Annotated in this window: 20 protein-coding genes; 8 read left to right on the top strand and 12 right to left on the bottom strand. The window is 68.2% G+C overall.

The window, feature by feature from the left end:
* Positions 1–443, top strand: a 443-nt coding sequence (locus AWC16_RS12365; protein WP_165759213.1) for an integrase core domain-containing protein, incomplete at its 5' end; no start/stop codon positions are given.
* A gap of 142 nt (positions 444–585) precedes the next feature.
* Here the strand turns inward: AWC16_RS12365 and AWC16_RS12360 are convergent.
* Positions 586–1,353, bottom strand: coding sequence for a hypothetical protein (locus tag AWC16_RS12360; protein ID WP_085265039.1), 768 nt, complete (start codon positions 1,351–1,353; stop codon positions 586–588).
* 134 nt (positions 1,354–1,487) lie between these two features.
* Here AWC16_RS12360 and AWC16_RS12355 point away from each other — a divergent pair, with 134 nt between their 5' ends.
* On the top strand, positions 1,488–2,126 hold the full coding sequence (locus tag AWC16_RS12355) for a TetR/AcrR family transcriptional regulator (protein ID WP_234812238.1): 639 nt from the start codon (positions 1,488–1,490) through the stop codon (positions 2,124–2,126).
* A gap of 2 nt (positions 2,127–2,128) precedes the next feature.
* Here the strand turns inward: AWC16_RS12355 and AWC16_RS12350 are convergent, their stop codons facing one another.
* Positions 2,129–4,123, bottom strand: coding sequence for a hypothetical protein (locus AWC16_RS12350; RefSeq protein ID WP_234812237.1), 1,995 nt, complete (start codon positions 4,121–4,123; stop codon positions 2,129–2,131).
* A gap of 295 nt (positions 4,124–4,418) precedes the next feature.
* On the opposite strand from AWC16_RS12350, the gene AWC16_RS12345 reads away from it, so the two are divergent.
* Genes AWC16_RS12345 through AWC16_RS12335 form a run of 3 tightly spaced genes read left to right on the top strand, consistent with a single transcriptional unit; the run spans position 4,419 to position 7,545 of the window.
* On the top strand, positions 4,419–5,480 hold the full coding sequence (locus AWC16_RS12345; protein ID WP_085265054.1) for a DUF1214 domain-containing protein: 1,062 nt from the start codon (positions 4,419–4,421) through the stop codon (positions 5,478–5,480).
* A 55-nt stretch (positions 5,481–5,535) separates the two neighbouring features.
* Entirely contained in the window at positions 5,536–6,717 is a 1,182-nt protein-coding gene (locus AWC16_RS12340; RefSeq protein WP_085265038.1) for a poly-gamma-glutamate hydrolase family protein, read from the top strand.
* A gap of 9 nt (positions 6,718–6,726) precedes the next feature.
* Positions 6,727–7,545 carry a TIGR03621 family F420-dependent LLM class oxidoreductase gene (locus AWC16_RS12335; protein ID WP_085265037.1) on the top strand — a complete coding sequence of 273 codons (819 nt, stop codon included), beginning with the start codon at positions 6,727–6,729 and terminating at the stop codon, positions 7,543–7,545.
* On the opposite strand, the gene AWC16_RS12330 is transcribed toward AWC16_RS12335, so the two are convergent.
* The 6 genes from AWC16_RS12330 to AWC16_RS12305 all read right to left on the bottom strand — a co-directional run bounded on the left by AWC16_RS12330 (position 7,526) and on the right by AWC16_RS12305 (position 14,707).
* Positions 7,526–7,942 carry a hypothetical protein gene (locus tag AWC16_RS12330; protein WP_085265036.1) on the bottom strand — a complete coding sequence of 139 codons (417 nt, stop codon included), beginning with the start codon at positions 7,940–7,942 and terminating at the stop codon, positions 7,526–7,528. The two genes, AWC16_RS12335 and AWC16_RS12330, sit on opposite strands and share 20 nt — an antisense overlap.
* A 9-nt stretch (positions 7,943–7,951) precedes the next feature.
* A complete protein-coding gene (locus AWC16_RS12325; protein WP_085265035.1) occupies positions 7,952–9,538 on the bottom strand; it encodes an ABC-F family ATP-binding cassette domain-containing protein in 1,587 nt (528 codons plus the stop codon).
* Between the two features lie 168 nt (positions 9,539–9,706).
* On the bottom strand, positions 9,707–10,144 hold the full coding sequence (locus AWC16_RS12320; protein ID WP_085265034.1) for a type II toxin-antitoxin system Rv0910 family toxin: 438 nt from the start codon (positions 10,142–10,144) through the stop codon (positions 9,707–9,709).
* Between the two features lie 26 nt (positions 10,145–10,170).
* Positions 10,171–12,585 carry a cation-translocating P-type ATPase gene (locus AWC16_RS12315; RefSeq protein ID WP_085265033.1) on the bottom strand — a complete coding sequence of 805 codons (2,415 nt, stop codon included), beginning with the start codon at positions 12,583–12,585 and terminating at the stop codon, positions 10,171–10,173.
* A 99-nt stretch (positions 12,586–12,684) separates the two neighbouring features.
* Positions 12,685–13,929 (bottom strand): MBL fold metallo-hydrolase, encoded by a 1,245-nt coding sequence (locus tag AWC16_RS12310; protein ID WP_085265032.1) that lies wholly within the window; start codon positions 13,927–13,929, stop codon positions 12,685–12,687.
* 46 nt (positions 13,930–13,975) lie between these two features.
* The gene (locus AWC16_RS12305; protein WP_085265031.1) at positions 13,976–14,707 is read right to left on the bottom strand and encodes an enoyl-CoA hydratase; all 732 of its coding nucleotides are present in this window, start codon (positions 14,705–14,707) and stop codon (positions 13,976–13,978) included.
* Positions 14,708–14,735: 28 nt separating this feature from the next.
* On the opposite strand from AWC16_RS12305, the gene AWC16_RS12300 reads away from it, so the two are divergent.
* On the top strand, positions 14,736–16,238 hold the full coding sequence (locus AWC16_RS12300; protein ID WP_085265030.1) for an acetyl-coenzyme A carboxylase carboxyl transferase subunits beta/alpha: 1,503 nt from the start codon (positions 14,736–14,738) through the stop codon (positions 16,236–16,238).
* 65 nt (positions 16,239–16,303) lie between these two features.
* On the opposite strand, the gene AWC16_RS12295 is transcribed toward AWC16_RS12300, so the two are convergent.
* The 3 genes from AWC16_RS12295 to AWC16_RS12285 form a co-directional block, all read right to left on the bottom strand.
* Positions 16,304–17,158: an EamA family transporter gene (locus AWC16_RS12295; protein ID WP_109561381.1), complete on the bottom strand. Its 855-nt coding sequence runs from the start codon at positions 17,156–17,158 to the stop codon at positions 16,304–16,306.
* Positions 17,159–17,315: 157 nt separating this feature from the next.
* On the bottom strand, positions 17,316–19,088 hold the full coding sequence (locus AWC16_RS12290; RefSeq protein ID WP_085265052.1) for an ABC transporter ATP-binding protein: 1,773 nt from the start codon (positions 19,086–19,088) through the stop codon (positions 17,316–17,318).
* Positions 19,085–20,800 carry an ABC transporter ATP-binding protein gene (locus AWC16_RS12285; RefSeq protein ID WP_234812241.1) on the bottom strand — a complete coding sequence of 572 codons (1,716 nt, stop codon included), beginning with the start codon at positions 20,798–20,800 and terminating at the stop codon, positions 19,085–19,087. Before AWC16_RS12285 ends, AWC16_RS12290 begins: the two co-directional genes overlap by 4 nt.
* Before the next feature lie 147 nt (positions 20,801–20,947).
* Between AWC16_RS12285 and prrA the strand changes: the two genes are divergently transcribed.
* Positions 20,948–21,658, top strand: a complete 711-nt coding sequence (prrA, locus tag AWC16_RS12280; RefSeq protein ID WP_085265050.1) for a two-component system response regulator PrrA — start codon at positions 20,948–20,950, stop codon at positions 21,656–21,658.
* Between the two features lie 17 nt (positions 21,659–21,675).
* Entirely contained in the window at positions 21,676–23,010 is a 1,335-nt protein-coding gene (locus tag AWC16_RS12275) for a sensor histidine kinase (protein ID WP_085265051.1), read from the top strand.
* Positions 23,011–23,034: 24 nt separating this feature from the next.
* Here the strand turns inward: AWC16_RS12275 and AWC16_RS12270 are convergent, their stop codons facing one another.
* Entirely contained in the window at positions 23,035–23,733 is a 699-nt protein-coding gene (locus AWC16_RS12270; protein WP_085265028.1) for a TetR/AcrR family transcriptional regulator, read from the bottom strand.
* Positions 23,734–23,807: the final 74 nt, after the last annotated feature.

Raw genomic sequence — 23,807 nt, 5'->3', positions numbered from 1 at the left:
GCAGTTTGCGTGCTGAATTCCTCAGTACACGAATGCCTTTCACTAACTTAAAGGCTGCACAGCAGGCGTTGGACGAGTGGGTTGACTATTACAACACCGCCCGCCCGCACCAAGGAATCGACATGATCACCCCGGTTGAGCGGTTCACCCCGGGCCCGGCGGGGGCACCGGCGCGGCCCAGCGCGCCGATGGTCGTCGATCGCAGCGGTGATGACTGGGTGTCACGTCGGGTCACCACCAACGGGGTCGTCAGCGTGGCCTGGCAGCAAGTCAGCGTCGGAGCCCACCACGCCGGCGCCCGCTGCGATGTCCACGTCGACGGCGACCTGCTGCGATTTTTCATCGGCGACGATCTGGTCAAGACCGCCGCGCGAACCAGCCACGGCGAGGTAAGAAACAAACGGGCCTTCCGCACCCGCGAACAGGCCCCATCACTAACCTAGGGTGTCAAGGATCAACCGAAGACGATCCGTCAAGGATCAACCGAGGTCGAACAGGGGCACCATGTGCCTGTACGACGTCAGGTGATGCTTGACGTTTCGGCTTCGGTTGATGGTTGACAGCTACTCCGGTTAATCCTTGACATCAAGCTCGAAGTTGACGTTTGAGCATCTGATACCCCCACGCCAGCACCAGCCAGGGCGCGATCAACCATGGGCCGTTGAGAAGAATGAACTTGACGCCGAGGTCCATAAAGCTGGAGGTGTTCACCGAGGGGAACCCGCCGAGGATCTCGGTGCCGTAGTAGTACCAGGTCAGCACGGTGTGGGTGACCGCCGTCGACATGACCAGCAGCGTGCCCCGGTAGTCGCGGAACTTCGACCGGAACAGCAGGATCAAGCCGGTCATGCCGATGCAACCGTTGATCACCGACAGCACCTCGATCATCATGAAGTTCGGCGCGGCCTCCAGGTAGCGCACGTCCCCACCGTCGATGTAGTTCCACCACGGGTATGCCCAGGCGGCGTCGCGGGCGGCAGGAATGGCCTTATGCAGGATGAGCCAGCCCAGCTCCCAGGTGAGATGCGTGGTGTAGGAAACGAACGCGAACGCCAACACCACTCCCTGTAGGCGCTGGAACCACGTCCACTGCCGCAGTGACGGGATCGGCAGGAACGCCGCGAAGATGCCCAGGAAGTACGCGACCGTCACCTGCACCACCATCGCGTTGGCGATGCGGCCACGATCGAACCCGCTGTGGAACGCCAAGTAGCTGTAGAGCGGGAAGCTCACGGCCAGCGAGCCGAAGGCCACGATCCACACGATCCGCAGACCGCGCGACGGGGGAAGCTTCGCGGTGACGGTTGGCGGTGTCTCGGTTTCGACCGCTGATGCCGCTGATGTCGCTGTCATGTGCGTTCCTCTTTTTCGCCGCCACAGACACGTACTGAGTAACCGTGATTATTAGTATCAGAACAGTGATTACTGCGCGACGGTATCATCGTGTCGGCACGGGCGGACAAGAACTCAAAGGTGCGTGATCTCCGATGAACGTCGCGGTACCGAAGAGTTCGGCAACCAGCATCGATGACGCGCGGCGCGCGATGTATCGCCGCCAGATCCTGGCCGCCGCGGAGTACGAGTTCGGCCAGACCGGGTTTACCGGGGCGCGGATGGGTGTGATCGCAAAGAGCGCCGGAGTGTCTCTGACAACCGTCTACCGGCACTTCGCGGGCAAGGACGAGCTGTGGGATGCGCTCAACGCCGAGCGGATGACGGAATTCGTTGCCGCCGTCCAAAAGCGCACCGACAAGAACTCCACCCCGCTCGAAAAGATCCTGGCCGCGGCGCGCGTGGAGGTCGAGTTCTTCGCCGACTATCCGAACTTTCTGCACCTGCATCTTCGCGAAGGCCTCAGCTGGGGCACCGCCACCACCCTGATCGACGCCGGCCGTGGCGAGCAGCGCGAGGTCTGGCGCACCGGCATGGACATGATCACCCGCGCCGCCGAGGCCGCCATCGAAGCCGGTGAGATCACCCGACTGCGACCGGCCGTCGTGGCCTCCTTGGTGATCTCAGCCCTGCAGATCTGGTTGACCGACTGGGTCGCCGGCGACTGCCGCCAGCCGGTGGAGGATCTGGCCGACGACGTCGTCGCGCACCTGCGCCGCTGCCTGACGGGTTGAGATCAGCCCCCGAACAGGTCGTTCAGGTCGAAGCTCGGCGTGTTCGCGATCAGGTCCGCCATGTTCGCCCACTGCGCAGCCGCCTGCTCACTCAGTTCGGTGGGCCAGGCGTCGTTGGCGGTCAAGATCACCGTCGCCAAGTTGTCGCGGGCGTTGAGCAGCCCGGCCAGAAGGCTGGTGTTCGGGTCGAACAACAGCCCGTTGATGGCCGGGACCAGCAGCTGCGGCATCACCACCGACATCGCGGTCTGGGCCAGCGCCAGCGTGATGGGCATGTTGATGTTGCTGGCCAGCAACGGCAGCGCGTTCCACACCGCGGTCAGGCTTTCCGTCGGGTTCTCCAGCACGCTGTTCCACACCGCATCCCAGTTCGGGCTGAGGGCTTCGGTGAACCGCAGCTCGATCGGGGTGAAGGGCTGGCTGGCGAACACCGCCTCGTAGTTCTCATCGCCCATCAGGGCCTGCAGCCCGTTCATCAGCAGGTGCTGAATCACCCAGTCGGGTTGGGCATGCATCTGGGACACGTTCAGCGCGTAGCCGTAGGACAACACCCGCTGAGCCATGTCGGCGGCGAATTCCTCGGGGCTGACGGTGGGGGTGTCAGTCGGCAGGTGGTCGGCCAGCTCACTCATCGGCACCACCGTCGTCTCGACTTCCTGCTCGAGCGCGCTGTCGGGGTCGGTGACGTTCTGGAAGCGAGCGAAGATCATGCCCCGGGACAGCCCCCCGGTGTCCAGCCAGTTCGCCACACCCGGATTCGTCCCGCTGACCACGTAATACGTGTAGCCGTCGGGCGCGTGGTAGGTGGTGGTGTGGTTGAGCGTGGTCTGCGCCATCGGGAAGGGCAGCGCGCCGCCGTAGACGTCCATCAGCTGGATGCCGCTGTAGGCCGACTCCACGGTGGGCACCTTGATGACCAGCGCCTCATCGGATCCCAGCTCGAAGTTGCCGCCGGTGACTATCGCGCTCTCCAGGCCGGCTCCGTAATGAGTCTGCGGGGCCAACTCGAGCATGGTGTTGGCCGGAATGTCCATGCCCACCGACGCCCCGCCCTCAATCGCCCGCGCATTGAACGGGCCGATGACCTGAGCGAAGGCGCTGAACAATGTGGTGAGCATCGAGTCGATCGACGTGATGCCGCCGGACTCCGGCGGCGTGTCCCCGACCGGGTCGTCGGTGGGGAAGAATCCGCCCTCCGGGATGTGGAAGAACGGCGGGCAATCGGCCATGCATTGGAGCGTGACGTGGCCGGGGCCTTTCGCCCAGTCGCCGATTATGTCCCGGATCAGCAGGGAAGCAGCGCCACCGACGGTGGCGTCGGTGGTGTCCATGAAGTTGAGAGCGCCGGCCGGCGCCTCCGGCCCGATGTACACGGTGAAGGTGCCGTCGGGATTGAGCACCAGGCCCTTGCCGAGTTCCAGGTCCTCGATGGCCTGTGCCGTGCCACCGGTGATGGCCTGGGTGCTGATCGCGAAGTGGTCGGTACCCCCGCCGAGGGTGCCGTGCAGCACATAGGTAGCGCCGGGCGCCAGGCCGGCGTTCACGCGGTAGTAGATGTCGGGGGTGAAGAAGTCGAAGTACTGCCGGGAGTCGGTGGCATTGCCCGCGATCACCTCGGGCGATTGGAAGAAGACTCCGTTGAACAGTTGCGTGACTCGCGACAGCCCGGCGCTGAGCAACTGGTAGTTGGTGTTCTGCAGCATCAACATCAGGTTGTCTTCGCTGCCGGGCATGGCGTACGGCAGTGTCATGTTGAGGTCGACGAGCCGCTGCATCTCGGCGATCAGCGCATCGACGGCCGGTTGGAACCCGCTCGTCGCCGTCAACGCCACCGTGGGCGCGATGCCGGCGGTAGCCGGGGCCGGGGAGCCGACCACCATCGACAACGCGCTGCCCAGTGCTGCGGCGGCGACCCCGTACCGCCGGATTCGGCCTGAACAGCCCGCTTCGGCACTCCCGGTCACATCCACGACCACTCCCCCGATCTCGCTAATCATTTTCTCTTTTTGCTCACGGCGAATTATTATCTTGGACCCTACGTCCGGACCGGAGGGGGTGCAATAGGCCTCGCGCAAACGCCGGCAGCCGTGTCGCGAAACCCTTTGCCGACATCAGCCGAGGCCGCCAGGTAGGTTGCGCTGCATGTCCAAGCGATGGCTTTCCGCGTTCGGAGTGGTGACTGTCCCGGTCCTGGCCCTGGTGCTGACCGGATGCGGGCTGACGGTGACGAAGGCCGGCCCCGACCCGCTGGCGAACCAATCCGTGCGCAGCACCCCGAACGGCATGGTGTTGGTGTCACCGGACAACTTCGTGCGGGCCGTGACCGATCAGGAATTCACCAACGTCGTCAACGAGAACGCCTTCGGCCGCTTCTTCCACATGCGTGATGTCACCCCGATCGACCGGCAACTGGTGGTGCGGTCCAACCGGGACACCCTGTACTCGGCGGCGGTGTTCGACCTTGAGGCGAGTCCGGTGACGCTCACCCTCCCCGACCCCGGCCAGCGGTACATGTCGGCGCAGGTGATCAACCAGGACGAATACGTCACCGACATGTTCTACGGCAGCGGTGAGCACACCCTGGATCAGCAGCACGTCGGCACGCGCTACGTGATGGTCGCCGTACGCATCCTGGCCGACCCCAACGATCCCGCCGACCTCGCCGCGGCACACCGGTTGCAGGACGCGATCGCGGCCCGTCAAGACGACATCGGCAGCTTCGACGTGCCGCGGTGGGATCCGGTCAGCCAGAAGAAGGTCAACGACGCCTTGCTGGTCTTGGCCGAGACCATCCCCGACACCAGGGGCATGTTCGGCACGGTGGCAGACACCGATCCGGTGCGGCATCTGATCGGGGCGGCCGCGGCCTGGGGCGGGAACTCTGAGAAGGAGGCGCTGTATCTCAACGTCACACCGACCCGCAACGACGGCAACACGGTGTACCGGTTGACGGTCAAAGATGTTCCGGTGAAAGCCTTTTGGTCGGTCACCGTGTACAACAAGAACGGCTACCTGACGGAGAACCCGCAGGATGCCTACTCGGTCAACGACATCACCGCGGAGAAGGAGCCAGACGGGTCGGTGACCGTGCAGTTCGGCGGGTGTTCGGCCAACACAGCCAACTGCCTGCCGATCACGCCCGGGTGGAATTACCTGGTCCGGCTCTACCAGCCGCAGAAGGAGATCCTCTCCGGCAAGTGGGTCTTCCCGGCGGCCCAACCGGAAGAGTCTGCCGGCGGTGAGACCCGGCCTTCGCTAACCGCCACGCCGGCCCCCGCTCCCATGCCGACGTCCACGCCCACGCCTACACCTACGCCGACGCCCACACCCGCGCCGCCACGCCCGGCGCGCTGACGACGCGATGGCTAGTCTGCTGAGTGTGGTGTCCATCTGGCTGACGCCGGGCTGAGTGCCGGCGACGCTGCATACCTACTTCGCGTACGGGTCCAACCTGTGCGCACAGCAGATGGCGCGCCGCTGCCCCGACGCGGCCGACCCCCGCCCCGCGACGTTGGCCGACCATGACTGGCTGATCAACCAGCGCGGTGTCGCCACCGTCGAGCCGTTTCCGGGATCACGCGTGCACGGAGTGCTGTGGCGGGTGTCCGATCACGACCTGGCCGCATTGGACAGTGCCGAAGGCGTCCCGCTGCGGTATCGCCGGGATCGGCTGACGGTGCACACCCCGGACGGGCCGTCGACGGCGTGGGTCTACATCGATCACCGGGTGCTGCCCGGTGTGCCGCGGCCCGGTTATCTGGAACGCATCATCGGCGCGGCTATGCAGCACGAGCTGCCCCCACCCTGGATCGAGTTTCTGCGCCGCTGGGATCCGAACCACTGGCCGCTGCCCCTGCCTGCGAACAGCCCGGTGCCGCAATCGCTTTCCGAACTGCTGGCGGATCCCGGAGTGGTGGAGCACAGCGTGCTGCGGTCGCGATTCGGTTTCCTGGCCATTCACGGCGGCGGGCTGGAGAAGATGACCGACGTGATCGCCGAGCGCGCCGCCGACGCGGCCGGCGCATCGGTGTATCTGGTGCGTCACCCCGACGGCTACCTGCGACACCTGCCCTCGACCGGGTACCGCGCCGAGGAGTCGGCGCGCCTCGCCGAATTCCTCGACCATGTCGACGTCGTGGTGTCGCTGCACGGGTACGGCCGGATCGGCCGCAGCACCCAGCTGCTGGCCGGTGGCGGCAACCGCCGGCTGGCCGCGCACCTCGCGCGCTGCCTTGATCTGCCCGGCTACCAGGTGGTCACCGACATCGACGCGATCCCGGCGGGGTTGCGGGGCCTGCACCCGGCGAATCCGGTCAATCGGGTGCGTGGCGGTGGAACTCAGTTGGAACTGTCGCCGCGGGTCCGCGGGATCAGCCCGCGCAGCCAGCCGCCGGGAGACGACGGACTGTCACCGGTCACGGCGGCACTGGTGCGTGGCCTGGCGACCGCGGCCAGATCCGGCGGTTCAGCGAGGCTCGACGAAGGAGAGGCGAAGCTGGGACCGCCGTATGAACCCGGCGGTTCAGCGAGGCTCGACGAAGGAGAGGCGAAGCTGGGACCGCCGTATGAACCTTGGCGACTGGAAGTCTAGGAGGAGTTGGTGGACAAGCAGTTTCGCTTCGCCGTAGGTGTGCGGGCGATCCGTTCCGCGACCGTGCTGACCGAGACCGCACGGCGAATGGAAGGAGCGGGCTTCGACGTGCTGCAGGTGCCCGACCATCTCGGCGCACCGGCGCCCTTCCCCGCCCTGGTCGCCGCCGCCGCGGCCACCTCGACGATCCGGCTGGGGACCTACGTGCTCAACGCCTGCTTCTACAAGCCGGCGTTGCTGGCCCGCGACATCGCCGACACGGACCTGCTGTCCGGCGGCCGGCTGGAGGTCGGCCTGGGCGCGGGTTATGTCCGGGCGGAATTCGAGGCCGCCGAGCTGCCGTTCCCGCCCGCCGCCCGCCGCATCGAATACCTCGAACATGTGACGACGTATCTGGCGACGCACCAGCCGGGCGTGCCCATCCTGATCGCCGGCAACGGTGACCGGCTGCTCACCGTGGCTGCCCGCCACGCCGACATCATCGGATTGACCGGGGCGCGGGCGGAAGGCGCGGCTGACCCGCTGGCGGAGCGCATCGACTTCGTCCGTGCCGCCGCCGGTGACCGGTTCGATGCCCTCGAGCTGAATCTGGCCATCACGGCGGTGCCGACCGACGGCTCCGGGATACCCGATCTGTCCCTGACCCGCCGGTTCGCGCCGACACTGTCGGATGAGGAACTGTTGGCAACACCTGCCGTGCTGTCCGGATCAACTCAGGACATGGCCGACACGCTGCGGGAATACCGCCGGCGGTACGGGGTGAGCTATTTCGCCGTCCAGCAGGATCACGCCGAGTCCTTCGCCAAGGTCATCGCCGAACTGCGCTGACCAGCGCCCAGATCGAGCAGCCCAGCGCGCCCGCCACCGCCACGGCGCCGACATACATCCCGTAGGCCGCGGCGATCGGCGCAACGACGTTCAGCTGGTAGTACCAGAAGCCGAGTGCACCGATGAGCAGCGAAATCACCAGCGCGGCAACCGAGGCCAGCCGGCTGAAGAGTTCCCGGCCGATCATCGCCCCGGCCACCAGCAGGACAGCGGCCAGCAGCACGATCAACTGGCCGATCCCGAAGCGGGGCGGCAGGGCGATGGCACCGAAGCTGCCTCCGATGGCGCTGGCATGTCCGCCGCCGTTGGCCGAGGTGCTCAACCACGGCAGCCAGGCGCTGGCCGACAGGGTCGCGGCGCACAGCGCGATCAGCCAACCGGGACGCGAGCGAGTCATGTTGTGACACTAACTCGCATCGACGAGCTCGCCGCTGCGCGGCATCGTCAATGTTCTGGTCAGCGCGAGCCGGGCCAGGAACTCATCGTCGTGACTGACCACGATGAACGCCCCTCGATAGCCGCTCAGGGCGTCGACCAGCTGATCCACGCTGGCCGAATCGAGGTTGTTGGTGGGCTCGTCGAGCAGCAGCAGCTGCGGCGGCGGGTCGGCGAGCAGCAGCTGGGCCAGCGCGACCCGGAATCGCTCACCACCGGACAGCGTGCCCACCGGTCGCGCCACAGAATCGGAGTCCAGCAGGAACCGGGCCAACTGAGCGCGCACCGCCTGCGGCTCGCTGCCGGAGATCGCCGACACGGCGTCGAACGCCGACGCCTCGTCGTCCAGGTGGTCCAAGCGCTGCGGCAGGTAGCCGACCCGCTCCGTCAACACTCGCCCGCCGGCACCGGCCAGCAGCGCCTCCAGCAGCGAGGTCTTGCCGACCCCGTTCGGGCCATTCAGGGCGATGCGTTCCGGTCCCTGCACGATGATCGGCCCGCTGCCTCCCGGCAGTTCGGCGAGCCGACGACTGCTCGGCACGTCCGGGTCCGGCAGTACGACCCGGATGTGCTCGTCGGGGCGGACCCGCGCGGATGCGGCATCCAGATCGGCTTGCGCGTCGCGGACCCGCGCGTCAAGGTGTCCGCGCAGCTTGCCCGCGGAAACCTGTGCGTTGGAGCCGTTCTGGTTCATCACGATCTTCGCGGCGCGTTTGTTCAGCCGGGCGGCCTGTGCCGCCCGGCTGCGTCGGGCGAGCTTGGTCTCGGCTTCGACGCGTTGCCGCTTCTCGACCTTGACCAGCTGTGCTGCGGTGCGGGCGGCGGCCCGCGCGGTGGCCTGTTCGGACTCCAGGTGCGCCCGCCATGCGCTGTAGGGGCCACCGAAGGCGGTCAACTGCCCGCGGTGAAGCTCGGTGGTGACATCCATCTGCTCCAACAGCGCGGCGTCATGGCTGGCCACGATGAGCGCGCCCGGCCACGCTTCGACCATCCGCACCAGCCCGGCACGCGCGGCCCGGTCGAGGTTGTTGGTCGGCTCGTCGAGCAGGGTGATCGGGGCGGCGTCGAGCCGCAGTCCGGTCAGCGCCACCAGCATCACCTCCCCGCCGGAGAGTTCGCCCACCCGACGGTCGAGGTCGCCCGACCCGAACCCGATGTCGCGCAACGCCGCATCCGCGCGGGATTCGATGTCCCAGTCGTCGCCGACCACATCGAAGTGGGCCGCAGCGGCATCACCGCTTTCGATCGCGCGCAGCGCGGCGAGTCGATCGGCGACGCCGAGCAAGTCGGCGATCGAGGCATCGACGTCGAGCAGACGGTGCTGCGGCAGGTACGCGACGTCGCCGGACGTCTTGACGGTTCCCGTGGTGGGGATGAGTTCCCCGGCGATCAGCCGCAGCAACGTGGACTTGCCGGCGCCGTTGACACCGACCAGACCGGTGCGGCCGGCGCCGAAGGATCCGGTGACATCGGCCAGCGCGGTGCTGCCGTCGGGCCAGGCGAAGCCGACATCGGTCAGGGTGACAACGGCGCTGAGGTCAGAAATGGGTGTGGACATGAGGTCTCCGAGAAAGTCAGCGGGAGCGCTGACAACCGGGACCGGACTACGGCAATTCGGTGATCAGCGCGCGGACAACGGCGCGAGACCGGCGATGCCTGTCATTCCATGACCTCCTGTGTGGGACGCCCGCCACCCTAGCCGCGGGATGGCGTGGCGTGCAACCGATTAAACCTGCGCGAAAACCCTGACGAACTTGCGCAGCGACTCATCGATGTCACTGCGCAGCGCGGCGGCCACCAGCATTCCGATCGGACCGAACAGCGCCGGCCCGCCCAGGTGCACGTCGAAGCTGACCTTGGCGCCGTCGCCGGCCGGGGCGACCTTGGCGAGCAGCTTGATCTTGACCCCACCCTTGCCGTCGCCGTTGAGGGTCATCCCCGTCGGCGGCTTGTAGTTCACGATCGTCCACCTGATCCGGTTGGGCATGCCCTTGACCTCGACGATCGACTCCAGCGTGGTGCCCTTTTCCAGGGTGTCGGGCAGCACGCTGCGCCACACCCGGTGGATGGTCAGCCACTCCTTGTAGCGCGACAGATCCGAGGCGTGCGCCCAAGCCTCCTCGGGAGGCAGCGGGACGTCGATAGCTCCAGAGAGCTTGGCCATGTCCTTGTTTCCCCTTCTATCCCCGGTTATCGCTGGGTCATTCTGGCCGTTGCCGGCTCCCGCCACAACTTCGGCCGCTCACCGAGCATGACGCCCCGCATCCACCACATCGCTTCGATGGTGGCGGCGCCCAGCGCCCCGATGCCGAGCGCCAACGATGTCAACGCGACATTGGAGGGGTCCAGCAGGAACTCCTCCCGCGCCAGCGGGATCGCGAAGATCCCCACGTAGGCCAGGCCGCAACCGATCACCAACAGCAGCCGCCACCACTGATAGGGCCTCGCCACCACGGCCAGCACCCACCCGGCCGTGGTCAGCAGGGTGATCAGCGCGGTGGTGGACGCCTGGATCTGCTGCACCTGGGTGGCTTCGCTGCCCCGGTAGGCCAACAGATAGGAGGCAAACGTGGCAATGCCCACCACCAGGCCGGCCGGCAGCGCCCCGCTCATCACCCGCCGCACGAATCCGGGATGGGCGCGCTCGTTGTTGGGCGCCAGCGACAGGATGAACGCCGGGATGCCGATGGTGAACCAGGCGGCGACTGTGACGTGGATCGGCTGGAACGGATACAGCAGCGGTTTGGTGCCGAACAGCACCGAAGCCAACCCGACGAGTCCGACCAGCAGCGCGAGCAACACCGAATACACCGTCTTGGTCAAGAACAGGTTCGCCACCCGTTCGATGTTCCCGATCACTCGGCGCCCCTCCCCCACCACGTAGGGCAAGGTCGCGAACTTGTTGTCCAGCAACACGATCTGCGCCACCGCCCGCGCCGCCGAGCTCCCCGATCCCATCGCGACACCGATGTCGGCGTCCTTGAGCGCCAGCACGTCGTTGACACCGTCACCGGTCATGGCCACCGTGTGGTCGCGCGCCTGCAGGGCCCGCACCATGGCCCGCTTCTGGTCCGGGCGCACCCGGCCGAACACGGTGTGTTCCTCCAGCGCGCCGGACAGCTGGTCCGGCTCGGCCGGCAGCTTGCGGGCGTCGATCGCGTCACCGGACAGCCCCAGCTCGCCAGCCACCGCACCCACCGAGACCGCATTGTCTCCGGAGATCACCTTCACCGAGACTTCTTGCTCCGCAAAGTAATCCAAGGTGGCGCGCGCGTCGGGCCGTATCCTCTGCTCCAGCACCACCAGTGCGACCGGGGTGACGTTCCCGGGCGCTTCGAGGTGGTCGACGGGCAGGTCGCAGACGCCCAGCAGCAACACCCGCAGGCCCTTCGCCCCGATCCGCTCGGCTTGTTCGGCGGCCGCCGATGACGGTTCGAGGAGCATGTCGGGAGCCCCGATCACCCAGTTGCCGTGTTCGGAGAAGGAGACGCCGCTCCACTTGGTCGACGACTTGAACGGCTCGCAGGCACTCGAGGTCCAACCCGGAGGGGTCGGGAACGCTTCGCCGATGGCCTGGATGCTGGCGTTGGGGCGGGCGTCCTCGGCGGCCAGCGCGGCCAGCGCCTCGCGCACCGGAAGGCCTTCGGCGCCATCGAGTTCGATGATCTCCGATACCCGCATCCCGTTCTCGGTGAGGGTGCCCGTCTTGTCGGCGCAGACCACGTCGACGCGGGCCAGGCCTTCGATCGCGGGCAGTTCCTGTACCAGGCACTGGCGTTGGCCGAGTCGGACCACCCCGACCGCGAACGCCAGTGACGTCATCAGCACCAGGCCCTCGGGAACCATCGGTACCAGGGCGCCGACCATGGCCAGCACCGCCGCTCGCCAGCCCACGTCGGTGGTGAACAGCTGGGTGTAGATGATCAACAGTCCGGCCGGGATCAGCAGATAGGTGATGAACTTCAGGATCTGGCTGATGCCGGTGCGCAGTTCGGATTTCACCAGGGTGAACTTGCTGGCCTCCTCGGCCAGTTTGGCCGCGTACGCCTCGCTGCCGACCCGGGTGGCCCGGTAGGCACCGCTGCCCGAGACCACGAAACTGCCCGACATCACCTGGTCGCCGATGCCTTTGGTGATCGCGTCGGCTTCACCGGTGAGCAGCGACTCGTCGACCTCCAGGTCGGAAACCTCCACGATCTCGCCGTCGACGACGATCTGATCGCCGGGACCCAGCTCGACGACGTCGTCGAGGACCACCGCGGCCGGTGGCAGCTGCTTCGTTCCGGATTCCCTGCGCACCAACGGTTTGGCCTGCCCGACGATGGCAAGCTTGTCCAGGATCTGCTTGGCCCGGATCTCCTGCACCATGCCGATGACACTGTTGAAGACGATAAGCAGCCCGAACAATCCATTGATCAGTGAGCCGGTGGTGAGCACGATGGCCAGCAGCACGCCCAGGATGGCGTTGATCCGGGTGAAGACGTTCGCGCGGACGATCTCACGCACGCTGCGCGCCGCGCGGGCCGGAATGTCATTGGTCTGGCCCTCCGCGACTCGCTGGGCAACTTCGGCGTCGGTGAGCCCCGCGGTCCGCACTTCTGTCAACGGAGGAACCTTCCCAGCTTGTCGTGATCGGAGTACGCCAGAGTCATCGCGGCGGCCAACAGCGTGGCGCCGGCCGTAGCCGCCCGCCTGGTCATGGCGCTAGCGCCTCCACCACGGTGCTTGATCGGCGGCGCCGGGTTCGACACGGCCACCGGGTTCGACACGGCCACCGGGTACTTGCGGCGGTCCCAGCTTCGCCTCTCCCCCGTCGAGCCTCACTGAACCACCGGGTCCACGCGGCGGTCCCAGCTTCGCCTCTCCCCCGTCGAGCCTCACTGAACCACCGGGCTTGGGCACGGCCACCTGCACCCCCGCGGCATCGGCTGCGGCCAGCAACCGCTCCACCGGCTCTACCCAGCGGTGCGGGGCCAACCGGAAAGTGCACCAGTGAATCGGCACCAGCAGACCCGACGCCGACGGGTTCAGGTCGAGATGCGCCCGGACCGCCTCCTCGGGGTTCATGTGCACGTCCGGCCAGGCGGTGTTGTACGCCCCGATCGGCAGCAGGGTCACGTCGAACGGGCCGTGGTCGGCGCCGATGCTGGCGAAGCTCCCGGTGTATCCGCTGTCGCCGCCGAAGTACACCCGGTGGTCGGGTCCGGCGATCACCCACGACGCCCACAGGGTCTGGTTGCGAGTCAGGAACCGTCCGGAGAAGTGCCGGGCCGGGGTGCAGGTCAGGGTGAGATCGCCGAGCGTGGTCTGCTCGTCCCAGTCGAGTTCCACGACCCGCTCGGCCGGCACACCCCACGTGCGCAGGTGCGCACCGACACCGAGCGGGACGACGAACGGCGCCCGCTGACTGCGAGCCAGCGCGGTGACGGTGTCGATGTCGAGATGGTCGTAGTGGTCGTGGCTGATGACGATCGCGTCTACCGCGGGCAGCGCCGCCAGTTCCACCGGCGGGGGGTGCAGCCGCCTGGGCCCGACGGCGTCCGACGGCGAGCAGCGCTCGCTCCACACCGGGTCGGTCAGAACGCGATAGCCGTCGACGTCGAGCAGTGCCGTCGCGTGCCCCAGCCAGGTGATCGCCAACGGCTCGACACCGCCGCCGAAATCGGGCACCTCCAGCGGGATGGATGCGGCGGGCCGTCCGGCACCGCGGTCGGCGAACAGCTCGCGCAGCATCAGGCGCTGTTGTTCGCGGTCCATGTTGACTTTTCCGACCCGCTCGACGTTGTGGAAGATCCCGTCGCGGTAGCGGGCCGACCGGGCTGCCACCGAGTGAATAGCGCTCGGGGCCGCGCCCAACGCTGCCGGGGTGCCGCGCAGTGCGCGAAGCGTCCAACCGCCGGCGGCCAAGGACGCCGTGGCCCCCGCCAGCCGAAGTGCCCCACGCAGCATGGCGTCCAGTCTATGGTGGCGAATCGCTGAACCCGGCTTCGCCGCGTCAGGCGCCGGTGAACTTCGGCGGCCGCTTCTCGACGCGGGCCACCTGGGCCTCGATCACGTCCTGGCTGGCCCAGGCCCGGTCGAACAGTTCCTTGTGCGCCGGCTCCTGCTCCTGGTAGGCGCCGTCGTCGTTGAGCACTCGCTTGGCGTGCTGCAGCGCCAGCGGTGCCAGCCCGGCGATCTCGTGCGCCCAGGCCTGCGCGGCGGCGACGGTGCCCAGCCTGTTGGCCATCCCGGTCAGCAGCGCTGCGTCGGCCGGCAGCTTCTCCGCAGTGAGCATCATCGCGCGGGCTCGCCCATATCCGACCAGCGACGTCAGTCGCCGGATGCTCCAGTTGTCCAACGCCAGGCCGTACTTGGCGACCGGGAACTGGAAGAACGCCTCGGGGGCAACCACCCGCAGGTCGCAGACCATGGCCAGTTGCAGGCCGGCGCCGATCGCGGCCCCGTTGATCGCGCCGATCACCGGCAGCGGGACGTCGGCGATGCTCTGGTGCAGGGCGAGCAGCTTGTCCGGGTAGTCGGCGGCGAACGCGTCGCCGGACAGGTCGGCGCCCGCACAGAACACGGTGCCCTGCCCGGTCAGCACGATCGCCCGGACGTCGTGAGTGGCGGCGTCGAGGATCGCCTCGCGCAGCTCGGTGACGAGTTGGGAGTTCAGCGCGTTGCGCCGCTCGGGACGCTGCATCTCGATAGTGGTGACGGCTTCGTCGCGGGTAACACCGATCATGGCGAACCAGCCTAATTACGCTCGTACTGTGAGCCGGATCGGGGCCGACGAACTGCGCGACGCAGTGCTGGATCCTGGCTCGTTCACCAGCTGGGACGCGCAGCCGCTGCCGGTGCCGGTCAGCGCGGACTATGCCGCCGAATTGGCCGCAGCCCGGGCCGCGACCGGCCGCGATGAGGCCGTCACCACCGGCGAGGGCCGGATCAACGGCCGCCGGGTAGCGGTGATCGCCAGCGACTTCGACTTCCTGGCCGGCTCGATCGGGGTGGCGGCCGCCGAGCGGATCACCGCCGCGATACAGCGCGCCACCGCCGAGCGACTGCCGCTGCTGGCGTCACCGAGCTCGGGCGGTACCCGGATGCAGGAGGGCACCGTCGCGTTCCTGCAGATGGTGAAGATCGCCGCCGCGGTGGAGCTGCACAAACGCGCGCACCTGCCCTACCTGGTCTACCTGCGCCACCCGACCACCGGCGGGGTGTTCGCGTCCTGGGGTTCGCTGGGGCACGTCACACTGGCCGAACCCGGGGCGCTGGTGGGCTTCCTGGGGCCGCGGGTCTACGAGCAGCTCTACGGGGCACCGTTTCCGCCGGGAGTTCAGACCGCCGAGAACCTGCAGGCCCACGGTGTGATCGACGGTGTGATCCCGGTGAAGTGGCTGCGGCGCACCTGCGCGCGGGCGTTGAAGGTGATGCTCGACGATCCGTGCCCGCCGCCCCCGAAGCCGGCCCTTGCGCCGATTCCCGACATCCCGGCGTGGGACTCGGTGTGCGCGTCGCGGCGCCCGGACCGGCCGGGCGTGGGATTTCTGCTGCGGCACGGCGCCACCGAGCGGGTGTTCCTGTCCGGCACCGGAAGCGCCGAGCGGGGCGCCACCATGTTGCTGGCATTGGCCCGCTTCGGGGGCCAGCCCGCCGTGGTGCTGGGGCAGCTGCGCGGGGCGGACCGCCTGACCGACCCGGTGGCATTGCGCGACGCCCGCCGTGGCATGGCCTTGGCCGCGGGGCTGCGGCTGCCGTTGGTGCTGGTTATCGACACCCCGGGACCGGCGCTGTCGGTGGAGGCGGAGCAGGGCGGATTGGCGGCTCAGATCGCCGCGTGCCTGGCCGAGCTGGTCACCCTCGAGGTCCCGACGGTGTCGGTGCTGCTCGGTCAGGGCAGCGGTGGTCCCGCACTGGCGATGGTGCCGGCGGATCGGGTGCTGGCGGCGTTGCACGGTTGGCTGGCGCCGCTGCCGCCGGAGGGCGCCAGCGCCATCGTGTTCCGCGACACCCGGCACGCCGCCGAGCTCTCCGCCGCGCAGGGCATCCGCTCGGCGGACCTGCGAGCGCACGGGATCGTCGACGTGATCGTGGGTGAGTATCCGGACGCCGCCGAAGAACCGATCGACTTCGCCAAGCGGATGTCGCAGGTGATCGCCGCCGAGCTGCACACGCTGCGTCAGGTGCCGGCCGACCAGCGGATGGCGGCCCGCTTGGAGCGCTACCGCCGGATCGGGCTTCCGAATCTCGTCGAGACCGACGTTTCGCAGTGAGAATGCGACTGACCAGCGGCCTGCAAAACGTCGGTTTCGGCGGTCAGTTTCGGCGATGCACGCTCCTAGCCGGTGATCATCGCGACCGCCACGGCCGCCAGCACCATTCCGGCCACCTGCCGAGGACGCACCCGCTCCCGTAGGACCGCAACCGCCAAGATCACGGTGGCGGCCGGGTACAGCGAGATCAGCACGCTGGCCAGTGACAGCAGGGAGAGCTGCAGTGCAAAGAGCATCGTGACGTTGGCGGCGGTATCGAGCAGGGCGATCAGCAGCGCCAGCCGCAGGGGTTTGCCCGTCGGTACCCGAAGATTGCGGCTCATCGCCGCGACCGCGACCACCAGAATCGTGGCGGCGCCCCGCGCGAACAGCAGGGGCCACAGGCCGGCGTCCGACGGGGTGCGATCCAGGAAGACGAAGTTCAAGCCCAGCGCCACTCCCGAGGCGATGGTCAACCAGATCACGCCGCGGGTGAGGGCCTGCCGCTTGACGGCGTCGTCGCCGGCATGCCAGCTGATCAACACCACCGCACCCAAGGCCACCGCGATGCCTGCGCTGGCGAGCAGACCGGGCCGCTCCCCCAGCACCCGCCCGACACATACCGGCACGCTGGCGTCCACGACCGCGGCCAGCGGCGACACCACCGAGATCGGGCCGGCGGCCATGGCGGCATAGAACCACCAGATGCCCAGTGCCTGGCTGAGCCCACCGAGCATGCCCAGTACCACGGCTGCGGTCGTGATCCGGCCACCACCGATCATGGCCAGCACTCCCAGCATCACCATCGAGACCGGGGTCGACACCAACAGCACCCGGAGCGCGGCAACCCGCCGGGACGCGACTCCTCCCACGAAGTCGCTGATCCCGAAGCTGGTGGCCGACGCCAACGCCAGTCCCTGGGCGGCCGGGGAGCCGATCACGTCACCGTCCTGACGTTCGACGTGTTCACCACGGCGGAAAGCGTACGGGTGCGGGGAGCCCGGCAGCTCTCGCGTTTGCGGGATCTTTGCGGCCCACGAGCCGATCTTTACGCACCGAAACCACGATTGCGGCGCGGTAGTGACCGCTGAGCGGCAACTATCGCGCCGAAGTCCCCAGGGAGCGCAGCCAGGCGTCGTGCAGGGCGGCGTAATGCCCCTCGGCGCGGATCAGCTCGGCCGGTGGCCCGTCCTCGATGATGTCTCCACCCTCGATCACCAGAACCCGATCGGCGATCTCCACCGTGGAGAGCCGGTGGGCGATCACCAGCGCGGTCCGCCCGGCCAGCACGCTGCGCAGCGCCCTCTGCACCATCCGTTCGCCGGGGATGTCCAGCGATGACGTCGCCTCGTCGAGGATCAGCACTGCCGGGTCGGCAAGGAAGGCACGGGCGAACGCGATCAGCTGACGCTGCCCGGCCGAGAGCCGGCCGCCGCGCTTGGCGACATCGGTGTCGTAGCCGTCCGGCAGGGCGGCGATGAACGCCTCGGCGCCCACGCTCGCCGCCGCGGCGGCCACCTCGGCGTCCGTCGCATCGGGACGCCCGAAGCGGATGTTGTCGGCGACCGTCCCGGAGAACAGGAAATTCTCCTGGGTGACCATCACCACGTGCCGGCGCAACGTCGCCTGGGTGAGCGCTCTCAGGTCGACGCCGTCCAGCGTCACCGCTCCCGACACCGGGTCGTAGAACCGGGCGATCAGCTTGGCGATGGTGCTCTTGCCGGCCCCGGTGCTGCCGACCAGCGCCACGGTCTGGCCGGCCGGGATACTCAGCGACAGCCCGGCCAGCACCGCGTGGTCGGTTCGATAGCCGAAATGCACGTCGCGCAGCGCGATCTCGCCGCGCACGGCCTCCGGCACCACCGCGGCGGGCGGGTCGGTGACGGCGGGTTCTTCGGCGAGCACCCCGGCCAGCTTCTCCAGCGCCGCAGTCGCCGAGGAGAAGATGTTGAGGAACTGACTGATGTCCTGCATCGGATCGAAGAACATCCGCAGATAGAGCAGGAAAGCGGTGAACGTCCCGATCGTCATGTGCCCGTGCAGGACTCGCCAACCCCCATAGAGCAGCACCATCCCGGTGGTGAGGTTGCCGACCAGTTTGACGCCGGGGCTGAAGATGGCGATCAGCTTGAACGCCTTCTCGTTCACGGCGCGGTAGCGGTCGGCGACCTCACCGAAGATCTCCTGGTTGCGGGCTTCGCGGCGGTAGGCCTGCACCGCCTTGATCCCGGTCATGGTCTCGACGAACTGGACGATCACCCGTGCGGAATGCTCGCGGACGGCGGTGTAGGTCTTCGCCGACTCGGTCTGGAACCAGCGCAGCAGCACCATCAGCACCGGGAAGCTGGTCAGGCACATCAGGCCCAGCCGCCAGTCCAGGACGATCAACAGCACCGCCGTACCGGCCAGCGTGAGCGCGGCACTGACCAGGCCGTCGAGTCCGGACTGCAGCATCTCCTGGATCGCGTCGACATCGTTGGTCAGCCGGCTGACCACCCGGCCCGAGGTGTAGCGGTCGTGGAACCGCACATCGAGGCGCTGGAAATGACGGAACACCCGCCGTCGCAGCTCCAGCAGTACCCGCTGCCCGATGATCCCGGACCACTGCAGGAAGAACATCCGGCTGCCGGCCTGGGTGAGCACGACGATCGCGAGCGCGATCACGATCGCACTCAGCTGCCGGGTCGAGCCGTCCGCGGCGATCGGCGGGATTCCACGGTCGATACCGCGCTGCGCCAGCACCGGAACCGCAAGGCGGGCAGCGTTTTCCACCACCACGGCCAACGCCAGCAACAGCGCGGCGAGGCGGTAGGGTCGCAGCATCGACCACAGCAGGGCGCGCGCGGCGGCCCGGTCCGGTGCGGCCGTCATCGCCGCGCCCACTCGACGAGATGTTCGGCGCCGTCGTCGAGCTCGTCGTCGGCGGCCAGCAGGTAGCGGTACCGCGGCACCCGGGCCAGCAGCTCGGCGTGGGTGCCGACCGAGGTGATGGTCCCGTCCTCGATCAGCGCCACCCGATCGGCCAGCGCCACGGTGGACGCCCGATTGGCCACCACCAGCCCGGTGATCGCCTCGGGTCCGGCACGCAGTACCCGGCGCAGCGCGTCGGTCACGGCGGCCTCGGTGTGCACGTCCAGTGCCGACAGCGTGTCGTCGAGCACCAGAAACGTCGGCGCGGCCACCAGTGCCCGGGCCAGCGACAGCCGTTGGCGTTGCCCACCCGACAGGCTCATGCCCTGCTCGCCGATGCGGGTGTCGAGCCCGGACGGCAGGTCATAAACGAAATCAGCCGAAGCCGTCGATATGGCGCGTGCCAGCTCCGCGTCATCGGCTTCGGGCCGGCCCAGCCGGAGGTTCTCGGCCACCGACATCGAGAACAGGGTGGGGTCGTCGAAGGCGGTGATCACCGCCGAGCGCAGCGCAGGCAGCGTGAATGAGCGGATGTCACGCCCGCCGATCAGGATCTGTCCCTCGTGTACGTCGTAGAGCCGGGACAGCAGCATCGCCAGCACCGACTTGCCCGATCCGGTGGCGCCCACCAGGGCGACCGTCTCGCCGGGCTCGATGGTCAGGTTGACCCCGCGCAGCACCCACGGGCCGGTGGCTCCGGTCTCGGTGGAGAACCGGAACCCGACGTCGCGCAACTCCAGACGACCCGACGGCGGCACCGGATCCTCGCCATCGGTGATCTCGACGGGCGCCTTGAAGATCTCGGTGATCCGGTCGGCGGCGGTCATCGCCTCATGGGTGGCCGAGAGCAGGAAACCCAGCGCCGACAACGGCCAGATCAGCGACAGCATCAAGGTGACGAAGGCGACCAGGGTTCCCATCGTGACCAGGTGGTGACCGGCCGCGTAGGCGCCGAACGCGATCACCAGGATCAGGGTGAGGTTGGGGATCACCTCCAGCAGCGTCCAGAACTTCGATGACACCACCACTTTGGCAATGCCCAGGTCGCGCAGGGTTTTGGCCTGCTCGTCGAAGCGGCCGAAGACGTGGTCCTGGCGACCGAACGCCTTGATGGTGCGCAGGCCGGCCGCGGATTCCTCGACGACGGTGGCCACCTGGCCGGCCTGGTCCTGCGCCTGCCGCGACAGCCGGGTGTATTGGCGCCGGAAGTGCTGCACAGCCAGCATCACCGGCACGATCGACACACATACCACCACGCCCAGCGGCCAGTACAGCACCAGCAGAATCGTCGTCACCGCGATGATCTGCAGCGTGTTGAGGACCAGGAACACCACGACGAACGACAGGAAACGCCGCACGGCGGACAGGTCGTTCATGATCCGCGACAACAGCTGACCGGACTGCCAGCGACCGTGAAACGTCATCGGCAGGATCTGCAGCCGGGCGTAGAGATCCTTGCGGATGTCGGCTTCGACGCCCATGGTGCCGTGTGCGATCAGCCAGCGCCGCACGAACCACAGCACCGCCTCGCCTACTCCGAGCGCGGTGGCCGCGGTGCCCAGCACCCACAGCCCGGACTGATCCCTATGGGCCACCGGTCCGTCGATGACGGCCTTGGTCATCAGCGGAATCGTCACGGTGACGGCCAGACTGACCACCGCCACCGTCACCATCGCGATCCACCTCGCCCGGTAGGGGCGCAGGTAGGGCAGCAGGCTGCGCAGGGCGGACGCCGAACTCACGACACCGACCCTAGATTGACGGCGGCGACCCGCAGCGCATCCCGCGCGAAGCTCATTTGTTCAGGCAAAATGGCGACCATGAACAACCCCGCCAACGCCGCCCCCTCGCCCCGGGTACTGGTCGTCGACGACGACTCCGACGTACTCGCCTCGCTGGAACGCGGGCTGCGACTGTCCGGTTTCGAGGTAGCGACGGCGGCTGACGGCGCCGAGGCGCTGCGCAGCGCCAAGGAGGCCCGCCCGGACGCGATCGTGCTCGACATCAACATGCCGGTGCTGGACGGCGTGAGCGTGGTGACGGCGCTGCGGGCGATGGGTGACGACGTGCCGGTCTGCGTGCTGTCCGCCCGCAGTTCGGTCGACGACCGGGTCGCCGGGCTGGAGGCCGGCGCCGACGACTACCTGGTCAAACCGTTCGTGCTCGCTGAGCTGGTGGCCCGGGTGCGGGCGATGCTGCGCCGGCGCGGGTCATCGGCCAGTTCCTCCTCGGAGACCATCACGGTGGGACCGCTGGAGGTCGACATCCCCGGCCGGCGCGCGCGGGTCAAGGGTGTCGACGTGGACCTGACCAAGCGGGAGTTCGACCTGTTGGCCGTGCTCGCCGAGCACAAGACCGCGGTGTTGTCGCGCGCGCAGCTGCTCGAACTGGTCTGGGGCTACGACTTCGCCGCCGACACCAATGTTGTCGACGTGTTCATCGGTTATCTGCGGCGCAAGCTGGAGGCCGGCGGCGCCCCGCGGCTGCTGCACACCGTGCGTGGAGTCGGATTCGTCCTGCGAACGCAGTGAGGACCACCATGAACGTCATGAACCTGCTGCGGCGGATCTTCAGTCGGACCCCGTCGCTGCGCGCGCGGGTGGTGCTGGCCACCGCGATCGGTACCGCCATCGTGACGGTCATCATCGGCGCCATCGTGTGGGTCGGTATCACCAACGACCGCAAGTACTGGCTGGACCGCCGCCTCGACGAGGCGGCCGGGCTGACCGTCCCGCTGATCGGCCTGGGCGAGTTGCCCCGCTCGGCCGGCGCCACCGACGCGGTGATCACCTTGCGCAGGCCCAACGAGGTGACGTCGAACTCCGCGGTGGTGCTGCCGGAGCTGCCGCCGGGTTATGCCGACACCGAGATCGACGGGGTGCGCTATCGGGTGCGGACCGTCGACATTCCCGGGCCCGGCCCCCGGTCGCTGGCGGTCGGTGCCACCTATGACGCCACCTTCGCCGACACTAACAACCTGCACCGCCGGGTGCTGCTGCTCTGCACGTTCGCAATCGGGGCGGCCGCGGTGCTGGGCTGGCTGCTGGCGGCATTCGCGGTGCGGCCGCTGCGACGGTTGGCCCAGCAGGCCCGGTCGATCGATGCCGGCGACGAGCGGCCCGACATCGAGGTGCGCGGCGCCACCGAGGCCGTGGAGATCGCCGAGGCGATGCGCGGAATGCTGCAGCGGATCTGGACCGAGCAGGACCGGACCAAGGAGGCGTTGGCCTCCGCGCGCGACTTCGCCGCGGTCTCCTCACACGAGCTGCGCACCCCGCTGACCGCGATGCGCACCAACCTCGAGGTGCTGACCACCCTGGACCTGCCCGACGACCAGCGCAAGGAGGTCCTCAACGACGTCGTCCGAACCCAGACCCGGATCGAGGCGACGTTGTCGGCCCTGGAGCGGCTGGCGCAGGGGGAACTGTCCACCTCCGATGATCATGTGCCGGTCGACATCACCGATCTGCTCGACCGGGCGGCCCATGACGCGATGCGCGTCTTCCCCGACCTGAACGTCTCGCTGGTGCCGTCGCCGACCTGCATCATTCTCGGGCTGCCGGCGGGGCTGCGGCTGGCGGTGGACAACGCGATCGCCAACGCGGTCAAACACGGCGGTGCCACGCGGGTGCAGTTGTCGGCGGTCACCTCACGCGAGGGCGTCGAGATCGCCATCGACGACAACGGCGCCGGGGTGCCCGAGGAAGAGCGTCGCGTTGTCTTCGAGCGGTTCTCCCGGGGGTCGACGGCGTCGCATTCGGGGTCCGGCCTCGGGCTGGCCCTGGTGGCTCAGCAGGCCGAACTGCACGGCGGCACAGCGTCGTTGGAGGACAGCCCGCTGGGCGGGGTGCGTCTGATGCTGCGGCTGCCGCCGCCGCGCTGAGGCCTGGAAGCGGACTTCAGCGGATCAGTTCATCCTCAGCAGCTTCTCGCCGGGATTGAAGACCACCCCACGTTCGGCCGCGGTCGCGGACAGCGCGCCCCAGAGGAAGGTGCTGAGCTGGTCCACCAGCACGGCTTTGCTGATGGTCGGGGTATTCAGCCAACGCAGAACGCCCAGCGCCACCGCGCCGAGGGCGGCGTCGACCACGTATTCCAGCTCCCGGCTGTCGCCGTTGCGAGCGGCGATGATCTGCGCCCAGATGCCGACCGTGGCATCCGACAGCGGCCGGCCTTGGTCGATGAGATCCGTCGCGGAACGCTCGTCCCGGAAATGGGAGCCGACGAGAAACCGGAAGAGGTTGGGCCGCTCGTCCACCAGGTCGACATAGGCGCTCAGGGCCGAGCGAACCATCTGCTGCGCGGTGCCGGCAAAGTCGAATCGCGGCACCACCCGCTCTATGACCAGTTCCTGCACCCGTGCCGCGACCGCCCTGAACAGGGTGTTCTTGTCGCCGAAGAATCGGTACAGCTTCGGGCGGGGCACTTCGGCCGTCTTGACGACATCATCGATAGAGAGATCCGGACCGTACTTTTCGATTGCGCGAAGGGTGGCCTCGATCAAGTCAGCCTGCACCGCCGCCCGGTGCTCACGCCAACGATCGCTCCGGGCGTCTCCCGTCAGTGCGGGCAGCCGCCCGCGGCCGGAAGCCGCATCCGTCGACATAGCTGCAATGGTAATCCGGCGGTTCACGAGGCTCGACGAAGGAGAGCCGAAGCTGGGACCGCCGAATGGAGCCG

Source organism: Mycolicibacter longobardus (assembly GCF_002102265.1).
Lineage (GTDB): Bacteria > Actinomycetota > Actinomycetes > Mycobacteriales > Mycobacteriaceae > Mycobacterium > Mycobacterium longobardum.
Note: the sequence above shows the minus strand (reverse complement) of the source record. Positions and strands in the feature narration are given on the sequence as shown.